This is a genomic window from uncultured Bacteroides sp., assembly GCF_958445495.1.
Taxonomy (GTDB): domain Bacteria; phylum Bacteroidota; class Bacteroidia; order Bacteroidales; family Bacteroidaceae; genus Bacteroides.
Window position 1 is genome coordinate 93,708 of sequence record NZ_CAUCSQ010000011.1, and the last position, 16,789, is coordinate 110,496.

Below are 16,789 nucleotides of genomic sequence, written 5' to 3' on the forward strand. Positions count from 1 at the left end.
ATATGAGCATAAATCACTGGATAGTAAAGAATCTTGTTTGCACCCTTTTTTTGGTGGTTGGAGGATTGAATATATATGCGCAAAAAGATAAATATTTGATTGAAGCTGAGGCTTTTCAGTTCAAAGGAAAATGGTCAACAGATAGATCGGCAGATTGCATGGGGAGTGCAATGCTCCGTTTGAACGGTGGCGGAAGTCTTGATGAACAGTTTGATGCGCTTACGGTCGTCAATATAATGGAAGAAGGAGACTATAATGTATGGGTGAGGTCAGCGGATTATGATAAACTGCCGGGGACACGCTTATTCCGTTTAAGTGTGGATGAGAAACCAATGAAAGAATCTGGAAAACATGGAAAAGTCGGATTCTATTGGGAAAATGCAGGCTGTGTGCAGTTGGCAAAAAAACAGGTATTATTGCGATTGCATGATACGAAGAGGAATTTCGGCCGATGTGACGCAATCCTATTAGTAAAAGATCACTCTATCAACCCCAATGAGATGGATAGAAAAGAAGTGGGCAAATGGAGAAAAAATCCCGTTAAAATAGAGACGAAAGGTTCGGGTTTTGATAATGTGTCTACTCCGCTTTTATTATCGCCCGATGCAGAGGTGGTGGCTAATATAGAGAATCCGAATATTCGGGTGAGTTTTGTAAAAGCTGGAGCAAACAACCAGGCGATTGCCTGCCGGACAGAAATTAAGGTGAAAGGAATCTGGCGCCGTTTCTTGTCTACTATGGAAGACCATAAGGTATTTCTTATTACTGCGGAGCAAAGTCCGGTAGATAATGATAAATTCTTTCCTTCCTGGAAGAATGCGGTGTCAAAAAGTTCATTTACTGTTGGTGGAAAAGAATACACGGTACAGTCTGACGAGGATTATTTGAATCCTTATGTTGCGGGAGTGCTCAGTGAAGCTATTCCGGTGAAAGCTGTGAACAAGGACAATAAGAGTATTGAAGTACAATATATTACGAAGAATGGATCTTCTATCACTGGTTATTGGACGCTGCCTGCCAAAGGCAATCATGTTGAGGTGAGATTATCTTGTCGTCCGGCTACTGATGGAATGTATAGTATGGGGCTTTCAGCTTTTCAGCCTGTGCCCCAACCGAATATGAGTAATATACTTCTTTCGCCGATGTTTCAGTATAAACGAGTTTCTTCACATCCGGTGATGATGCTTTCTTCAATGATGCAACAGCCGTTAGCTATTGCAGAATCTGCTACTCCTTTGGGTGGAGTAATATCATCGTTTATATGTGGGGATGATAGTACTTTCCCGCAAGAATGGGGAAGTGTAGATTTTTCTCCGATGGGATTTTCCGTCAAGAATGAGCAGAATGTGGTTCAGCCGGTAGCTTTTGCTCCTGTTATGGGGATGAAGGATTCTCATGTGAAGGCAGGACAGGTGATTGAACGTAAGTTTGTGGTAGGCATACTTCCGGCAGGTTGGAATGAGGTGATAGAATATATTTCGGATCAAGTATATAAGGTAAAAGATTACAGGAAGCAAAAAGAGGTATCACTGACTGAGGCAATGTTTAATATTCTGGATTTGATGCGTAATGAAGAGTATGGCGGATGGGATGCCCATCTTAAAGGATTCTATGATATTGAAGGGGATCCGGAAACGGCTCCGACGGTAGTACATGCTGCTCCTTTGGCAATTATCGCAGCGTCTGTCCTCTCGGAAGACGAGGAGTTTTATCTGTCACGCTCTTTACCAACAATAGAATATACATTGTCTCGGAGTGGATACAGATGGGCTACAGACCTGGTTCCAAGCGGATACAACAAGACGCTTGAGACGCTTCGGCTCAATCCTTTTAATTCCCAGTTCAATACTTCTTATTATGAAGGTTTACATCGTCTGTTAGGAGGGTTGAATCCGTGGCTGGTTTCTATTGCTTTGCCGGGGGATACATTGAGAAAAACAAAGGGATATTCTACACAAGTTCTCTCTTGGGTGCAGGCTATCTCCGCTTATAATTTGACAGGAGACGAGAAATGGAAACGGTTTGCTACTTCTACAGCCGACCGGTATATAGATTTGCAGATATATAAGAACTCATCCCAACCGGTGGGATTGATGTCTTTTTATAATACGAATGTGTATGCTCCGTGGTGGGACTTGATTGACTTGTATGAGTTGACAAAAGAAGAGAAATATTTGAAAGCGGCTCAATATGGAGCTTCTAATACCATCGCGGGAATCAGATCTTTCCCTACCGTTACAGAGGATTTACAAACGATTCATCCGGGAAACCGTTTTGATGGGAATACAAACCTGTGGTGGAAAGGAAAAGAGAAATATCGTCTGGGATTCCCCCGCGTGGCGAACGATGCGCAAGAGAAGCAAGTGCCGGAATGGCTTGTTTCACCGGTCGGACTAGGTTTTGAACAGCCTTCCACTTATTTCCTGCGGACAAAGGGAAAGCAAGTGCGTCCGGTCTTTATGAGCAACTGGGCTCCTCATCTGCTTCGTCTCTATCAATATACTCGTAAGCCTATTTACGAGACTTATGCCCGGAATGGAGTGATTGGGCGGTTTACAAATTATCCGGGATATTATGCTACAGGATATACAGATATTACTCTGTCACCAGACTTTCCTTATAAGGGTCCGGATGTAAGCTCTATCTATTATCACCATATTCCGCCCCATTTGGCATTTACGTGGGATTACCTGGTGTCTGAAGCTATAGAACGTTCTAATGGGAATATTAACTTTCCATTCTGCAAGCAGGAAGGCTTTGTATGGTTTACGAACCGTATCTACGGGAATGAGAAGGGGAAAATATTTGGAGACAGCAAGGCAAAGCTTTGGATAAAGAAAGGGTTGATTCAGATAGATAATCCGACAGTAAACTATCTGACTGCGGTTTCCGATAAGTATTTTTGGGTGATTTTATCCGGTGAATCTAAACAAGAAGAATCACTTACTATTCGCTTGGACAAGGTTGCCGAATTGGTTGGTCAAGGTGATATTGTACAATATACGGAGAAAGGGAAGACAGCAAAAGTAAACCGGGTTGGAAATGCGATTAAGGTATCTGTTCCGGGGAAAGGTTTCAGGACTTTGGCGTTTCCTTTAGCTGAAACTCGCAAGGAGAATCGTTACCCTGTATTGAAAAATGGAATAAAAGTGGTTGATATGGGAGAACCTTTCGGTAAGGTGTTCTTATTCCGTATCCGTTCTCCATTCGGATGGGATTCAGTATATGGGTTTGCTGAAACTGCGCCGGCTAAGGAAAAAGAAATGTCGGTATCGGTGGTGTGTAATGGACAATCTTGTACTGTTTCTTCTTATCCCTTTGAATGGAGTTTCTATAAATTGGGAATGGACGAAAAAGCCATTGTCAAAGTAACGGTGAGTTCGAAAGGACAGGTAGATAAAACGGAGGAAATCATACTTAATTCAAAATGAAAATGATACAGATACGACAATTAGGGACTATTATTGCAGGAATGGTATTAATGACGGTATTTCCCTGCGTTTATGGACAAAGTCGCGCTGATTTGGATAAGATTGCTGCTTCGCAGGCAGGGGCCTCTCCTTTGGTGTATACAACGGCAGATAAGGAAATTCCATTGATACAACTCGGAAATTATTATGATGAGAAAGAATGTACGGTAAGAAAGGGGCTTCCTAACTTTTACTCAAAAATAAAGAAAGAGCAGGAAATTACGGTTGCTTTTATTGGTGGTAGCATAACGCAAGGAGATTATTGCTATCGTTTGCAAACTACCCGATACATGGAAAATACTTTTTCTAATACCTGTTTTAAATGGATTAATGCCGGAGTGTCTGGTACGGGTACGGATTTGGGTGCTTTCCGGATTCGGGAACAAGTATTACAGTACAAACCGGATCTTATTTTTATTGAATTTGCCGTAAATGGTGGTTATCCTGACGGAATGGAGGGAATGATCCGAAAGATTATAAAAGAGAATCCTCATACGGATATTTGTTTGATTTATACGATTTATACGAATCAGACTACTGTCTATCAGAAAGGGGATGTTCCACAAGTGATTAAAAGATTGGAAGATATTGCAACGTATTACCAACTCCCTTCTATTCATTTAGGCATGGAGGCGGCAGCACTTGAAAAGGCTGGTAAGCTACTTTGGAAAGGGACCAAAGAAGTTGCCGTTGGGAAAATTTTATTCTCTAATGACGGGGTACACCCTATCACTGATGGAGGGAACTTATATGCTTCCGCGATTGCACGAGGACTGGAGAAAATACGAAAAGAAAATAGTGCTTCGCAGGTACATATGCTTCCTGAACCGCTTTTCGGTTCGGAGTGGGAAGAAGCCGAAATGTATATCCCTTCACAGATTGCTTCTTTTGATAATTCATGGAAAGAGATTAATACATCAGTGACCCCTTCTTTAAAGAAGTTTTCTGGCTGGTTCGATACAGTGATGACTAGTAGTAAGGAAGGGTCATCATTTTCTTTTGGCTTTGAAGGAGATATGATAGGCTTATTTGATATTGGCGGTCCAGAAGTAGGGCAAGTGGAAGTTCTGATTGATGGAAAATTTGTTCGATTGAAAGAGATTAGTACTAAAGGTTTTCATCTATATGAGGCGAATGATCGTATCGGGAATTATACTTTGAATCGTTTTAATTCTTGGTGTAACAATCGTTATCGGGGGCAGTATGATGTGATAAAGTTGAAAAAAGGTATTCATCAAGTAACTATTCGAGTCTCTTCTGAGAAAGCTGACAAGAAAAAAATACTCGGTAATAAACAATGGGAGGATATAACAGCACATCCTGAAAAGTATGATCAGTCTACAATTTATTTGGGAAGGATACTCTTACGTGGAAAACCGATTCCATGCGAACGCATAAAGGGAGTGCCTAAACTGCCACAACAACTGAAGTGGGAACAGAAAATGAAGCGTTATGAAAAGGCGGATTCCATCAATCCTCCGGCAAAAGATTTGATTCTTTTTGTGGGTAGTTCGACGATGGAGAATTGGAAAACTTTGGCAGATGATTTTCCCGGGAAGCCGGTTCTTAACCGGGGAGTTTCCGGCACGAAAACAATAGATTTGATTAATTACAAAGACCGCTTGATAAGCCCTTATCATCCTAAACAGATTTTTGTTTACGAAGGAGATAATGATATTGGTTACCAATGGACTCCGGATGAAATATTGGAGCAGATTAAGAGATTGTTCTTTATTCTCCGGAAAGAAAAACCGGAAGCGGAAATTATCTTTATTTCTATCAAACCGTCTGTGCGGAGATTGAAGGACAAAGAGAGGATCGAGCAGACAAATGCGTTGATAAAAGAGTTTGTAGAGCAACAAATGAATACTGCTTACGCAGATGTATATAATCCGATGTTTACACCAAAAGGGGAATTATTTCCGGAACATTATCGGGAGGATGGGTTACATCTGACGGCTGAAGGTTATGCAGTGTGGAAAGAGGTTATCTCCAAGTATATTAAATAACAAATAGTAGAATAGAATGATGAAGCATTTAATGATCGCTGGGATTTTGAGTTGTTTTTCTATGGGCGGCTTTGCTCAGATATATAAAGATAAAACAGCTCCTGTGGAGGACAGGACGAATGATTTGCTCCACCGCATGACATTGGAAGAAAAATTAGATTATATAGGAGGATATAAAGGCTTTTATATAAGGGGAATCGAACGTTTGGGCGTGCCCGAGATAAAGTTGACGGATGGTCCTGTCGGTACGCATAAAGATGGAAAATCGACAGCTTATCCGGCAGGGGTACTGACTGCTTCGACCTGGAACAGAGAGCTGGTGTATGAATTGGGAAAGCAATTGGGGAGAGATTCTAAAGCACGTGGTGTACATATATTATTGGGACCGGGTGTGAATATCGTTCGTTCTCCTTTGTGCGGAAGAAATTTTGAGTATTTCACGGAAGATCCATATTTGAACTCTCAGGTAGCTATAGGTTACGTAAAAGGATTGCAGGATCAGAAAGTGGTGGCTACTCTGAAACATTATGCTGCGAACAATCAGGAGTGGGACAGGAACAATGTAAGCAGTGATATTGATGAGCGTGTGTTGCATGAAATATATCTGCCTGTCTATAGAGCCGCCATTCAGGAAGCTGGTGCTGGTGCCGTTATGGATAGCTATAATCCGGTGAATGGAGTACATGCCACGCAGAATGATTATTTGAATAATCAGGTGTTGAGAAAACAATGGGGATTTGATGGAATTGTTATGAGTGACTGGTCGGCTACTTATGACGCTGTGGAGGCTGCTAATGGTGGTTTGGATTTGGAAATGCCGCGTGCCAAATGGATGAATAAGGAGAATCTGATGCCTGCGATAAAAGCTGGAAAAGTGAAGGAAGCGACTATTGACGAGAAAGTGAAGAGAATTCTGAGGATAATGTTTCGGTTCGGTTTTTTTGATAATGAACAGTTGGATAGCTCTATTCCATACAATAATCCGGAAGCGGCAAAAGTGGCATTGGAGTTGGCTAGAGAAGGTATTGTATTATTGAAGAATGAGAATGATCTACTTCCATTGAATCCTTCAAAAGTGAAGTCAGTTGCTGTGATTGGTCCTAATGCAAACTCTTATATATCGGGAGGTGGAAGTTCTTATACATTTCCGTTTCATTCTGTTTCAGTATTGGATGGGTTAAAGAATGTCGGACAGGATCTTCAGATTTCGTATGCACCCGGAGTACCTACCTTGACAGAAACAGTTGTTAATGCAATTTTTTACACAGAAGCGGGGAGTCGGATTAAAGGACTTAAAGCTGAATACTTTGATAATATTCGTTTAAAGGGAGCGCCGGCAAGAACTGTGATAGATACGATTGTTAATATAGGTAACGGCTGGCATATTGCTGCCGAAAACAAAGGTATTCCGTATGACCACTGTTCCATGCGATGGAGTGGAGTCGTACGTCCGGAGAAGACTGCTAATTACCGGTTCATAGTCAGAGGATTCGATGGGTTCCGCTTGAAGATTGGTACGGAAATGCTGATTAATGAGTGGAGAGACCAAGGAATAACGACTCGTGAGACTGTATTGGCGTTGGAGGCCGGGAAGGAATATCCTGTTGTCCTTGAATATTTTGCTAATGTGCATCCTGTTGATATCTCTTTTGGATGGAGAGAAGATAGATTGCTTTTTGATGAGGCTGTAGAGATTGCCAGGAAATCTGATGTGGCTATTGTGAACATTGGATTTAATGAAAGTAGTGAACGTGAAAGTAATGATCGTCCTTTCGAGTTGCCCGAATATCAGGATAGTTTAGTACAGTGTATTACGGCTGCCAATCCCAATACGGTTGTGTTGCTGAATGCGGGTGGAAATGTGGATATGTCAAAATGGATAGATAAAGTTCCTTCTTTGTTACATTTGTGGTATGCCGGTCAGGAGGGTGGAACGGCTGTTGCTGAAATTCTGTTTGGGAAGGTAAACCCCAGTGGGAAACTACCTATCTCTTTTGAAAAGAAATGGGAAGATAATCCGGCCTATCCATATTATTACGATGTGGATGGTGATAAGCGGGTAGAATATAAAGAGGGACTTTTTATGGGGTATAGGCATTATGATGTCAGTGAAACGAAACCTCAATTTGCATTCGGCTATGGAATGTCTTATACCACGTTTAAATACTCTGACTTACGTATAGATAGGGAAAAAGGCAGAGACTTGGTGGTTAAGATCCGGTTTACTGTAAAAAATACAGGGAAGCATGACGGAGCAGAAACAGCACAGATATATATTCGACCTATAAACCCGAAGGTTGAAAGACCTTATAAGGAGCTTAAAGGGTTTGCCAAGCATTTTATTAGGAAAAATACCGTACAAGAAATAGAAATAACGTTGGATAAGGATGCTTTTTCTTATTATAAGACGGAATTGAAAGATTTTGATTATGATGCGGGAAGTTACGAAGTGCTTGTAGGAAGTGCGTCTGACGACATCCGGTTGCGTAAGGTGATACAGATAGAAAAGTAGGTTAAGAGCTAAAATAGAAGTAAAATTAATTAGATACGAGAAGATGGTACTTGATAAGTTTAATAGTGTGAGAATGTTTAACACGGATGTCCTTCAGGCTGATTTTGTAATAGTAGGCGGAGGTATTTCAGGGGTTTGTGCTGCTATAACCGCGGCTCGCCAAGGTCTGAAAGTGGTACTTATACAAGATCGTCCGGTATTGGGGGGGAATGGTTCCAGCGAAATAAGGTTGTGGATGCTTGGAGCAACTTCTCATATGGGAAATAATAATCGCTGGGCGCGTGAAGGCGGTGTGATAGATGAAATTATGGTGGAAAATACGTTCCGTAATCCGGAGGGAAATCCGATCATTTTTGATTCTGTCATGCTTGACAAGGTGGTAAGCGAACCAAATATAACTTTATTGCTGAATACTTGCGTGTATGAGGTAAAAAAGAGTGCCGGTCATAAAATAGAAAGTGTCAGAGGGTTTTGTAGCCAGAACAGTACTATGTACGAAATAACTGCTCCTTTATTTTGTGATGCTTCCGGTGATGGCGTTGTCGGTTTTCTTTCCGGGGCTCCTTACCGTATGGGGGCTGAAAGCAGAGAGGAGTTTGGCGAAAAGTTTGCACCGGCAGAGGATTATGGTGAACTTTTGGGACACAGTTTATATTTCTACACAAAGGATACTGGCAAGCCGGTTAAATATGTAGCTCCTGCTTATGCAATGGATGTTACGAAGACTGTTCCCCGATTTCGTAGTTTCAATGCGAAAGAACATGGTTGTAAATTATGGTGGGTTGAATATGGTGGCGACTTGGATACGGTACATGATACGGAACAAATTAAATGGGAACTGTGGAAGGTTATTTATGGAGCGTGGGATTATATCAAGAACTCGGGTAAATATCCGGAAGCGGAGACAATGACGCTGGAATGGGTAGGCTGTATTCCCGGAAAACGGGAGAGCAGAAGGTTTGAAGGCGACTATATGCTGATTCAGCAGGATGTCATAGAACAAAGACATCATGAAGATGCGGTCTCTTATGGCGGATGGAGTATTGATTTACATCCGGCAGCCGGCGTGTTCGGTGAGGAATCTGCTTGTAATCAGTGGCATGCGAAAGGGGTATATCAGATTCCTTACCGTTGTCTTTATAGCAGGGGAATTGAGAATCTTTTTCTTGCAGGAAGAATTATTAGTGTATCGCATGTTGCTTTCGGTTCAACCCGTGTAATGGCTACTTCTGCACACAGTGCTCAGGCTGTTGCGATGGCTGCGGCGATGTGTCTGAAAGAAAACATCTCTCCGAGAGAAGTATATTCTTTAGGGAAAGTATCTGAATTGCAGAAGAAATTATCAAGAATGGGGCAGTATATCCCTGATATGATAATCAGGGACGAAGAGAATTTGGTAACGAAAGCTACTTTGACTGCATCCAGTGAGTACCATTTTAAGGGGTTTCCGGCGGATGGGGAGATGCAGGTGCTGGATGAGTCTGTAGCTCAAATGATTCCTTTACAAAAAGGGGATGTATTGGGAAAAGTGCAAGTTGATCTTTGTGCTTCTGAAGAAACAGCTTTGGAAGTGGAACTTCGTATTAGCAGTAAAGCATTCAATCATACTCCGGATGTGGTTCTGGAAACTAAAATACTAGCTTTGCATCAAGGTAAACAACAGTTAGAGTTAGTTTTTGGAACTGTGATGCCGGAGGAGCAATATGTTTTTCTTGTTTTCAAGAAAAATCCTTTGGTGCAGTTGCAATATACTCAAGAAAGGATTACTGGAATTTTGTCTGTATTTAATACGGTGAATGAAGCTGTTTCCAATTTTGGAAAACAAACTCCCCCAGAAGATATTGGAATAGAGGAATTTGAATTCTGGTGTCCGAAGCGGAGACCAGAGGGATATAATATCGCTATTCGAACAGAAAAAGACTGTTATGCTTTTCCTGTTTCGAATATTAATAATGGTATTGACCGTCCAGTTCAATCACCCAATGCTTGGGTGGCAGAATTGAAAGATCCGAATCCGACTTTGACAATTAAATGGGATACTGCTATTTCTGTCGGGAAGCTCTCTCTCTTTTTTGATACAGATTATGATCAGCCTATGGAAACAGTTCAAATGACACATCCGGAATATAAAATGCCGTTCTGTGTAGAGAAATATAGAATATATGATGGCACAAATCAATTGATTTATGAGAAGAATGATAATCATCAATCGATAAATGAGATTATATTTCCAGAGAAGTTGGTTACGGATGAGATCAGAATCGTTCTGGAACATCCTTCCGGCCTGATTCCAGCAGCTTTATTTGCAGTAAAGTGTTATGAATAACTCAATATATTTTGAATAAAATATTGTTCTTGTGAGAGTGTGGAGAAGGTACAAGATTTTGTCTGTCTAATAGTTTGCTTTATCATGGTATTTAAGTATATTTGCTAAAATTTTATTTAATCTTGGTCGTAATGCAAAACGAAAATCTTGATATAACGGAACAGAAGAAACCTGCTTCACGAATGAAGTATCTTCAGTTAGTGGATTATATTAATTCACTAATTGAAGATGGAACACTTCAGATAGGCGATCAAATACCTTCACTTAACCAACTGCAAACGCAATTGCGCATGAGTAAGGAGACTTTGCTGAAAGGGTTGAATTACTTGTTGGAGATGGGGGTAATTGAAGCAATTTATAGAAAAGGGTATTTTGTAAAGAAGGTCTCTATAAACCATTCTTATCATGTATTTCTGTTATTGGATAAGATGAATGTGATGCGTGAACAGATCTATCGTTCTATCTTCAATTCTTTGAAGGATGTGGGAGATATTGACATTTACTTTCATCATCATAACTATAAAGTTTTTGAGAAACTCATTAAAGAAAACTTGGGCAATTATACGCATTATATTATAGCTACTTTTTTGAAGGAAGATGTGACAGATGTTTTAAACCTGATTCCGGCTGAAAAAAGAATAATCATAGATTATAACCAACAAGGATTGAGTGGTAACTATAGTTGTATTTATCAAGATTATGGCTATGATATCTATTGTAGTCTTTTACAGTTGCAGGATCGGTTGAAAAAATATGAAAAACTGATTCTGATAGCGCGTCCGGAAGCAATTCATGCACAACAAGTAATTGATGGTTTTCTGCACTATTGTGTAAAAAGTGAACTGCCATATTCTATAGAATCGAATGTAGAAGAGAAAAATTTCCGTAAAGGGAATGCTTATATTACTTTTAGTAGATATGATACGGATGATGTATCCTTGATTAAACTGGCAAAGAAGAAAGGATATGAGTTAGGTAAGGAAATAGGTTTGATTTCTTATAATGACACAGCTGTAAAAGAAATATTGGAAGGAGGTATTACTGTCATTTCTACAGATTTTGAGATGATGGGGAAGGCTGCGGCTTCTGTTATCTTGAATAAAAATATAATATATAAGCGTAACCCGACGAAAGTGATTATACGTAACTCTCTTTAAAAGAAAGTTCTATTAATGATATTAAATAAGAAAGCCACCCATTCAGGTGGCTTCTTTTTTGCTCTCCGTTCAGGACTTTTCTCGCACCGCTTCTTAAAAGATTTAGATAGGATTTGGGAATTGAGAAAGTACCTCCCTGTTTCTTAATGGAGACACCTCCAGTAATACAGACGTTATAAACCTCTTTTTCTTTGTATATCTTGATATATAAGGCTTTTGCTGTGTAACTTTATTCTCCAATAAGATGGGATATAGGCGTGTTATGTGGTATACTGTTGCTTTTACTTCTTCATGAAGAAATGGAAGAATTATTAGTTTACTATACTTAACTTTCTTATTATTCCTACTATTTATAAATAAAAAGAGGAGGTATAAAGTATGGGTAAACGTCAATACCGTGAGTTAAGCGATGTAACTAAGCAGAAAATTAGTAGGAAGCTCAAAAATCAGAGCAAAAGTGAAGCCCATAGACAGGCTATTTCGGAGGCGATGATTTTGTATTGGAAGGAGATTCCTAACAGACCTAAAAATGAGGATAGAGTAGAGGATGAATAATCCTCTATCTTATTACTTATCAAGGTGACAAAACTTGTCATTTGGCAAGGATGAATAATCTTCTTAAAAACCTTAAATCTTAATGTTATGTTTTGATAAGTTTAAATTAGTATGTAATAATATAGAGTATATAAGTAATATAAAAGAAAATGTATTTATCTCTCATTATAAGGGAGAAGAATTATTATACTATAAATATCAGCAAAATACTCCATATTCTTTATTAATAATGGTTGATTATAGGAAACACGAACTAGTCCTAGAATTTACGTCTAAAGTGTTAGGAGAGGAATGTATAAATCTCATCAATCAACAAAATATTCGCACATGTCTTATGAATATAAACTCTTTAAGCATTTGTTTATTAGATATAGATAATATTCTTATATCTGCTAAAGTTGTGAAATGTGATGTTACAAGAGATATTTCCGTAGATGATTTAGCTAATGTCATTCAGCATATTAGAAGTAATCTTTCTAATTTTAGGAAATGGATATGTCGAGAATATACAAACGGAATTGTTATTGAAAATACAGTTGCTACCAATCGTCATAAGAAGCGTCTGATTATATATAATAAAGAAAAGGAATTAATGAAAGCCACCAATTCCAATTTCTTAAATTCTCTATCAGATAAAGAAAAGGTCGTTTGTCATTTTCATGGGAAAGTACGTTTTGAGCTAAATATTAGCACTATGGCACAAATGCGCACTTTACTTCTTATAGAAGATAATAGATTAAAAGAGGTTTTAGCCTCAACAGCTAACCCAATTTTTACAGTTGTAGATGAGGCTCTAAAGAAACCATCTAAAGAAAATTGCATTTGTACAAATTTGAGAGATTATGAGCGTGAACTGTTGCTAAAATCATGTGATTATGATTTAATTAAGGTAGAAATGACTATTCGGGCGTTAATCTCCCCAAATACTTCTATTCGTAGAATAATGCAACCTTATCGAGACCTGTATCAACGTCTAATGTCTTCTTCAAAATCAGACATTGATATTAGGACTTTGGTTGTTTAATGTGTCAAAAATAAAATGTGTCAATTTAATCTGATATAGACCATATTGACACATCTTGTTTTGTATTGAATTAATCTAAAAAGATTATTTGATATTTTGAATTGATATATTTAAGTTCTTATTGATGTTTATTAGATAATAGTAATTTTCGAATGTTAGATTATCGTAGGCTTTGAGAATAAAGCTTGTTGGTCTTAAGCGATATTGAGTAGATAAAAAATCTCTGTTTTTATTTAGAGGAAACTCTAAAAATGATAATTTGTTGAATGCTTTCTCAAAATCTTCCTTTTCATTGTTAATGGCAGCAGTTATTAGTGAATTAAGAATAAGTAGCTGGTTGAATTTTCCTTTATCACAACTAATATAATCATATGAAGCAATTTCATCTAATAAATGTTTGTCTGATGATTTTATTGTTTTCTTACATGAAATACAGGTTTGACTTCTTGTGTTAAATATTATTATTTGATAAATCATTATTCCCCAAAAAACTATTGATATAATAAAAGCCATAGCTGTTATTATTGCAAAAAGAAGGCATACTAGAATTATAATGATTTTGTTTCCAGCGTGATAAGATTCATCAAAAAATTGAACTTTTCCACAATGGGGACATTTTATTTTCTTTCTCATAAAGATGAAAATTAATCTTTTTAATAATTGCTTATTTTATATGTTAATAGGAAGTAATTATTGAATTATTTACATTTAGTTTTAGAATTAAATACTTTCATAATCAAGCTTTTATAAGCTTAATCTTGACTATATGAAAATACTTTCTGGGAAATTAATGTGAAAGTATTTGATTTAATTCTTCTTTACTATTGAATTGGTATATCTTCCCTTTAACTTTGATATATCCCTCTACGTTGTCATTTGTAGCTTCAAATAGACTCTTTACTGACACGCCTAACGCTATTGCTATTTTTTCAATAGTGTCAAGACGTGCATTCCCGTAAATAGCTCTTGTTAGGCTACTTGCATCCATTTTTATACTGCTAGCAAGGTCTTTTAGTTGCTTCCCTTGTGACTTGCAAATACGTTTTACGTTTTCGGCTAAAATTTTTTCCATTATCTCTTATTTTTCTTCGAAAGTATATAAAATTATCGTAAGAAGCAAATATTGTATATATAATTGCTAAATATATCAATTCTTCCTTTGATTTTAATTGTTTTATATGTATATTTGTGGCGTAATAATTGATATATAAAGCAAATGTAAAATTATGAATAAAAAGGTGGTAATATTTGCAAGAGTTTCAACGTCTAATCAAGAGTATGATAGGCAGGTGAATGAATTGACAGCTTTGGCTGCCAAAAATAATTGGCAGTTATGCGCTTGTTTCTCTGAGAAAATAAGTGGAGCTAAAGCAAATTCTGAGAGAGAAGAACTTTTACGTATGATGGAGTATGTAGAAGCGAATCGTGTAGATAAAGTTTTAGTTACAGAATTGTCACGATTGGGTCGTGATACCTTGCAGGTGCTTAGAGTTATTGAGATGTTAAATAATAAGGGGATTTCTTTGTATATACAGAATTACCATATCGAGACGCTTACAGCGCAAGGCAAGGTAAATCCTATGAGTCAATTCTTAGTTACAATTTTATCAGAAGTGGCAAGAATGGAGCGGAAGACTATTCGGGAACGGGTAGAAAGTGGCTATCATAATTATCGTGCCAATGGCGGCAAAGTAGGGCGTAAGGCAGGGTATCGAAAAGATGTAAATGTCATGTTGGAGGAATACAAAGAAGAGACCAAATTGTTAAAAAAGAATTATAGTCTCAGAAATATTTATGCTTTAACGGGAACAAGTGTTAATACGTTAAGAAAGATAAAAACGCTTATGTAGGAGTGATTATAGCCTCATCCATGAGTGTACCTTATTCTTATATAGATTGAGAGAGGCGGGATAAATTAGTTTGTATACATTTAAGAAATGTTGATTTATCTCGATGAGGCTGAAATACAAAAATAACTGCCTTTTGAGCAGAGGGAAATACCATGTATGTTAATGATAACATTGGAATTATGCAGACAGATTTTAAACAAAAATGGCAAAAAAGAATATACAGATAAAGACATAGAAAGAATAAGAGAGTTTCTGTATAGAATAGGTGAGATTCAAATAGAAGTTGAACGTAAAATAAATAAATGATATGAATGTGTTAGGATATGTTCGTGTAAGTACAGACGAACAGGCGGAGAAAGGTTTTAGTGTAGAATATCAGACTAAATACATAAAACAGCATTGTGAGATAAAGAAAAATAATCTAATAGCAATCTATGATGAGGATTGCAGCGCAAAGAATTTCAATCGACCACGTTTCAAGGAGATGAAAGCTTATGCTTTTAAAAGGACAAATCATGTGGATATGATTTTGGTTACACGTTGGGATAGGTTTGCCCGCAACTTGACGCAAGCATTGGTGCAGATTGAGAAGTTTAAAGAAAGGGGCATCGAAATAAATAGCGTAGAGCAGCATATTGATTATGGACAACCTGACTATATCGTTATGCTTTCTATGTATTTATCGACTTCACATTCGGAACGATTAAAAATATCTAGGCGCGTGAGAGAATGTAATTTTGCAGCCAGGAAAAATGGGAAATATACGAATGGGCATCCAGCTAAAGGGTATTACTGGAAGAAGCACGCAAAGAACGAAGAATCGGAATTGCTGATTGATAGACCTGTGGCTAATCTTATAGTAGAAAGTTTCAACTTGTTTGCTACAGGGCTGTATTCAGCTGACAGAGTACGGCAAATGATGGCTGAAAAGGGGGTGAAAATGCAAAAGCAGAGTTTTCTTAATATGCTCCGAAATAGGCTGTACATTGGTGAGGTGCATGTACCAAGTTATAATGGTAGTAAAGATGAATGGGTAAAAGGAATTCATGAGCCGTTAATAGATAAAGAATTGTTTAATACGGTACAGGCTTTGCTGGATGGTAAAAGGAGAAACCACCCTAAGGCAAAGGCTAAAGTTGTACCTGAACTTTTTCTGCGTAACTTCTTGGTCTGCCCTGTTTGTGGTGGTAACTTGACGGGAAGTTTTTCAAGAAGTCGTAATGGTAGTCGTTATCCGTATTATCATTGTAATCATTCGGGGCATCAGCGGATAAAAGCAGATGAGGCGAATAAGACGTTTGTCCAATTTCTTAATAGTTTTGTTCCTGATGAGGATATTTTAGAGTTATTCAAGCTGGTTGTTGCTGATTTAAAACAGGTTCTTAAGTCGGATATAAATAAGCAGATTCAATGTTTAGATGATGAGATAGTGAGATTGGAGAATAAAATAAATGAGACTGATGATATGTTGATAGAGAAGGCGATTGATATAGATACGCACAAAAGAATAATCGCTCGCCACAAACAGTGTATTATTGAATTACGAGACAAACAAAACCTTTTAAAAAATAGTGATATAAAAGAAGTGCAAGAAAAGATAGAATACTCTACTAATATTTTAACTCATTTAGGAGATTATTTTGAAAAAGCAGATGCAGAAACTAAAATAAAGTTGGTTGGTTCGATAATAGTTGGAAAAATGCAATTTTTGGAAAATAGTTATCGAACCGCTGAAATGAATGAAGTTCTTAATAAAATAGGTATGATTTCCAGCGAATTACAAAGGCTTGAAAAAGAAAAAGCCAGCAAAAATGCTGGCTTGTCTAATCTGGCTCTTCCTCTTGGACTTGAACCAAGGACCCTCTGATTAACAGTCAGATGCTCTA

11 protein-coding genes are annotated in these 16,789 nt (G+C 37.9%); 9 read left to right on the plus strand and 2 right to left on the minus strand.

Annotated elements, in window-relative coordinates; genetic code table 11:
• Positions 1–2 precede the first annotated feature (2 nt).
• The 7 genes from Q5076_RS05905 (at position 3) to Q5076_RS05935 (ending at position 13,053) form a co-directional block, all read left to right on the plus strand.
• On the plus strand, positions 3–3,431 hold the full coding sequence (locus tag Q5076_RS05905; protein ID WP_303011646.1) for a hypothetical protein: 3,429 nt from the start codon (positions 3–5) through the stop codon (positions 3,429–3,431).
• Between the two features lie 2 nt (positions 3,432–3,433).
• On the plus strand, positions 3,434–5,479 hold the full coding sequence (locus Q5076_RS05910; protein WP_303011648.1) for an SGNH/GDSL hydrolase family protein: 2,046 nt from the start codon (positions 3,434–3,436) through the stop codon (positions 5,477–5,479).
• Positions 5,480–5,495: 16 nt separating this feature from the next.
• Positions 5,496–7,991, plus strand: a complete 2,496-nt coding sequence (locus Q5076_RS05915) for a glycoside hydrolase family 3 protein (RefSeq protein ID WP_233527309.1) — start codon at positions 5,496–5,498, stop codon at positions 7,989–7,991.
• A 43-nt stretch (positions 7,992–8,034) separates the two neighbouring features.
• On the plus strand, positions 8,035–10,317 hold the full coding sequence (locus Q5076_RS05920) for an FAD-dependent oxidoreductase (protein WP_303011651.1): 2,283 nt from the start codon (positions 8,035–8,037) through the stop codon (positions 10,315–10,317).
• 131 nt (positions 10,318–10,448) lie between these two features.
• Complete coding sequence (locus Q5076_RS05925) at positions 10,449–11,474, plus strand: GntR family transcriptional regulator (RefSeq protein WP_303011652.1); 1,026 nt, start codon at positions 10,449–10,451, stop codon at positions 11,472–11,474.
• Positions 11,475–11,852: 378 nt separating this feature from the next.
• Entirely contained in the window at positions 11,853–12,029 is a 177-nt protein-coding gene (locus Q5076_RS05930; RefSeq protein WP_264380246.1) for a hypothetical protein, read from the plus strand.
• A gap of 82 nt (positions 12,030–12,111) precedes the next feature.
• Positions 12,112–13,053 (plus strand): hypothetical protein, encoded by a 942-nt coding sequence (locus Q5076_RS05935; protein WP_264380247.1) that lies wholly within the window; start codon positions 12,112–12,114, stop codon positions 13,051–13,053.
• 84 nt (positions 13,054–13,137) lie between these two features.
• Here the strand turns inward: Q5076_RS05935 and Q5076_RS05940 are convergent, their stop codons facing one another.
• Together Q5076_RS05940 and Q5076_RS05945 are read right to left on the minus strand one after the other, a co-directional pair.
• On the minus strand, positions 13,138–13,686 hold the full coding sequence (locus tag Q5076_RS05940; protein WP_303011654.1) for a hypothetical protein: 549 nt from the start codon (positions 13,684–13,686) through the stop codon (positions 13,138–13,140).
• Between the two features lie 154 nt (positions 13,687–13,840).
• Complete coding sequence (locus Q5076_RS05945) at positions 13,841–14,125, minus strand: helix-turn-helix domain-containing protein (RefSeq protein WP_303011655.1); 285 nt, start codon at positions 14,123–14,125, stop codon at positions 13,841–13,843.
• 154 nt (positions 14,126–14,279) lie between these two features.
• Between Q5076_RS05945 and Q5076_RS05950 the strand changes: the two genes are divergently transcribed.
• Together Q5076_RS05950 and Q5076_RS05955 are read left to right on the plus strand one after the other, a co-directional pair.
• Entirely contained in the window at positions 14,280–14,903 is a 624-nt protein-coding gene (locus Q5076_RS05950; RefSeq protein ID WP_303011658.1) for a recombinase family protein, read from the plus strand.
• A 307-nt stretch (positions 14,904–15,210) separates the two neighbouring features.
• Positions 15,211–16,770: a recombinase family protein gene (locus tag Q5076_RS05955; RefSeq protein WP_303011660.1), complete on the plus strand. Its 1,560-nt coding sequence runs from the start codon at positions 15,211–15,213 to the stop codon at positions 16,768–16,770.
• Positions 16,771–16,789: the final 19 nt, after the last annotated feature.

Excerpts from the sequence above, each read along its gene's own strand:
- Q5076_RS05905 (WP_303011646.1), top strand. The coding sequence starts at position 3 with ATGAGCATAAATCACTGGATAGTAAAGAATCTTGTTTGCACCCTTTTT.
- Q5076_RS05910 (WP_303011648.1), top strand. The coding sequence starts at position 3,434 with ATGATACAGATACGACAATTAGGGACTATTATTGCAGGAATGGTATTA.
- Q5076_RS05915 (WP_233527309.1), top strand. The coding sequence starts at position 5,496 with ATGATGAAGCATTTAATGATCGCTGGGATTTTGAGTTGTTTTTCTATG.
- Q5076_RS05920 (WP_303011651.1), top strand. The coding sequence starts at position 8,035 with ATGGTACTTGATAAGTTTAATAGTGTGAGAATGTTTAACACGGATGTC.
- Q5076_RS05925 (WP_303011652.1), top strand. The coding sequence starts at position 10,449 with ATGCAAAACGAAAATCTTGATATAACGGAACAGAAGAAACCTGCTTCA.
- Q5076_RS05930 (WP_264380246.1), top strand. The coding sequence starts at position 11,853 with ATGGGTAAACGTCAATACCGTGAGTTAAGCGATGTAACTAAGCAGAAA.
- Q5076_RS05935 (WP_264380247.1), top strand. The coding sequence starts at position 12,112 with ATGTTATGTTTTGATAAGTTTAAATTAGTATGTAATAATATAGAGTAT.
- Q5076_RS05940 (WP_303011654.1), bottom strand. The coding sequence starts at position 13,686 with ATGAGAAAGAAAATAAAATGTCCCCATTGTGGAAAAGTTCAATTTTTT.
- Q5076_RS05945 (WP_303011655.1), bottom strand. The coding sequence starts at position 14,125 with ATGGAAAAAATTTTAGCCGAAAACGTAAAACGTATTTGCAAGTCACAA.
- Q5076_RS05950 (WP_303011658.1), top strand. The coding sequence starts at position 14,280 with ATGAATAAAAAGGTGGTAATATTTGCAAGAGTTTCAACGTCTAATCAA.
- Q5076_RS05955 (WP_303011660.1), top strand. The coding sequence starts at position 15,211 with ATGAATGTGTTAGGATATGTTCGTGTAAGTACAGACGAACAGGCGGAG.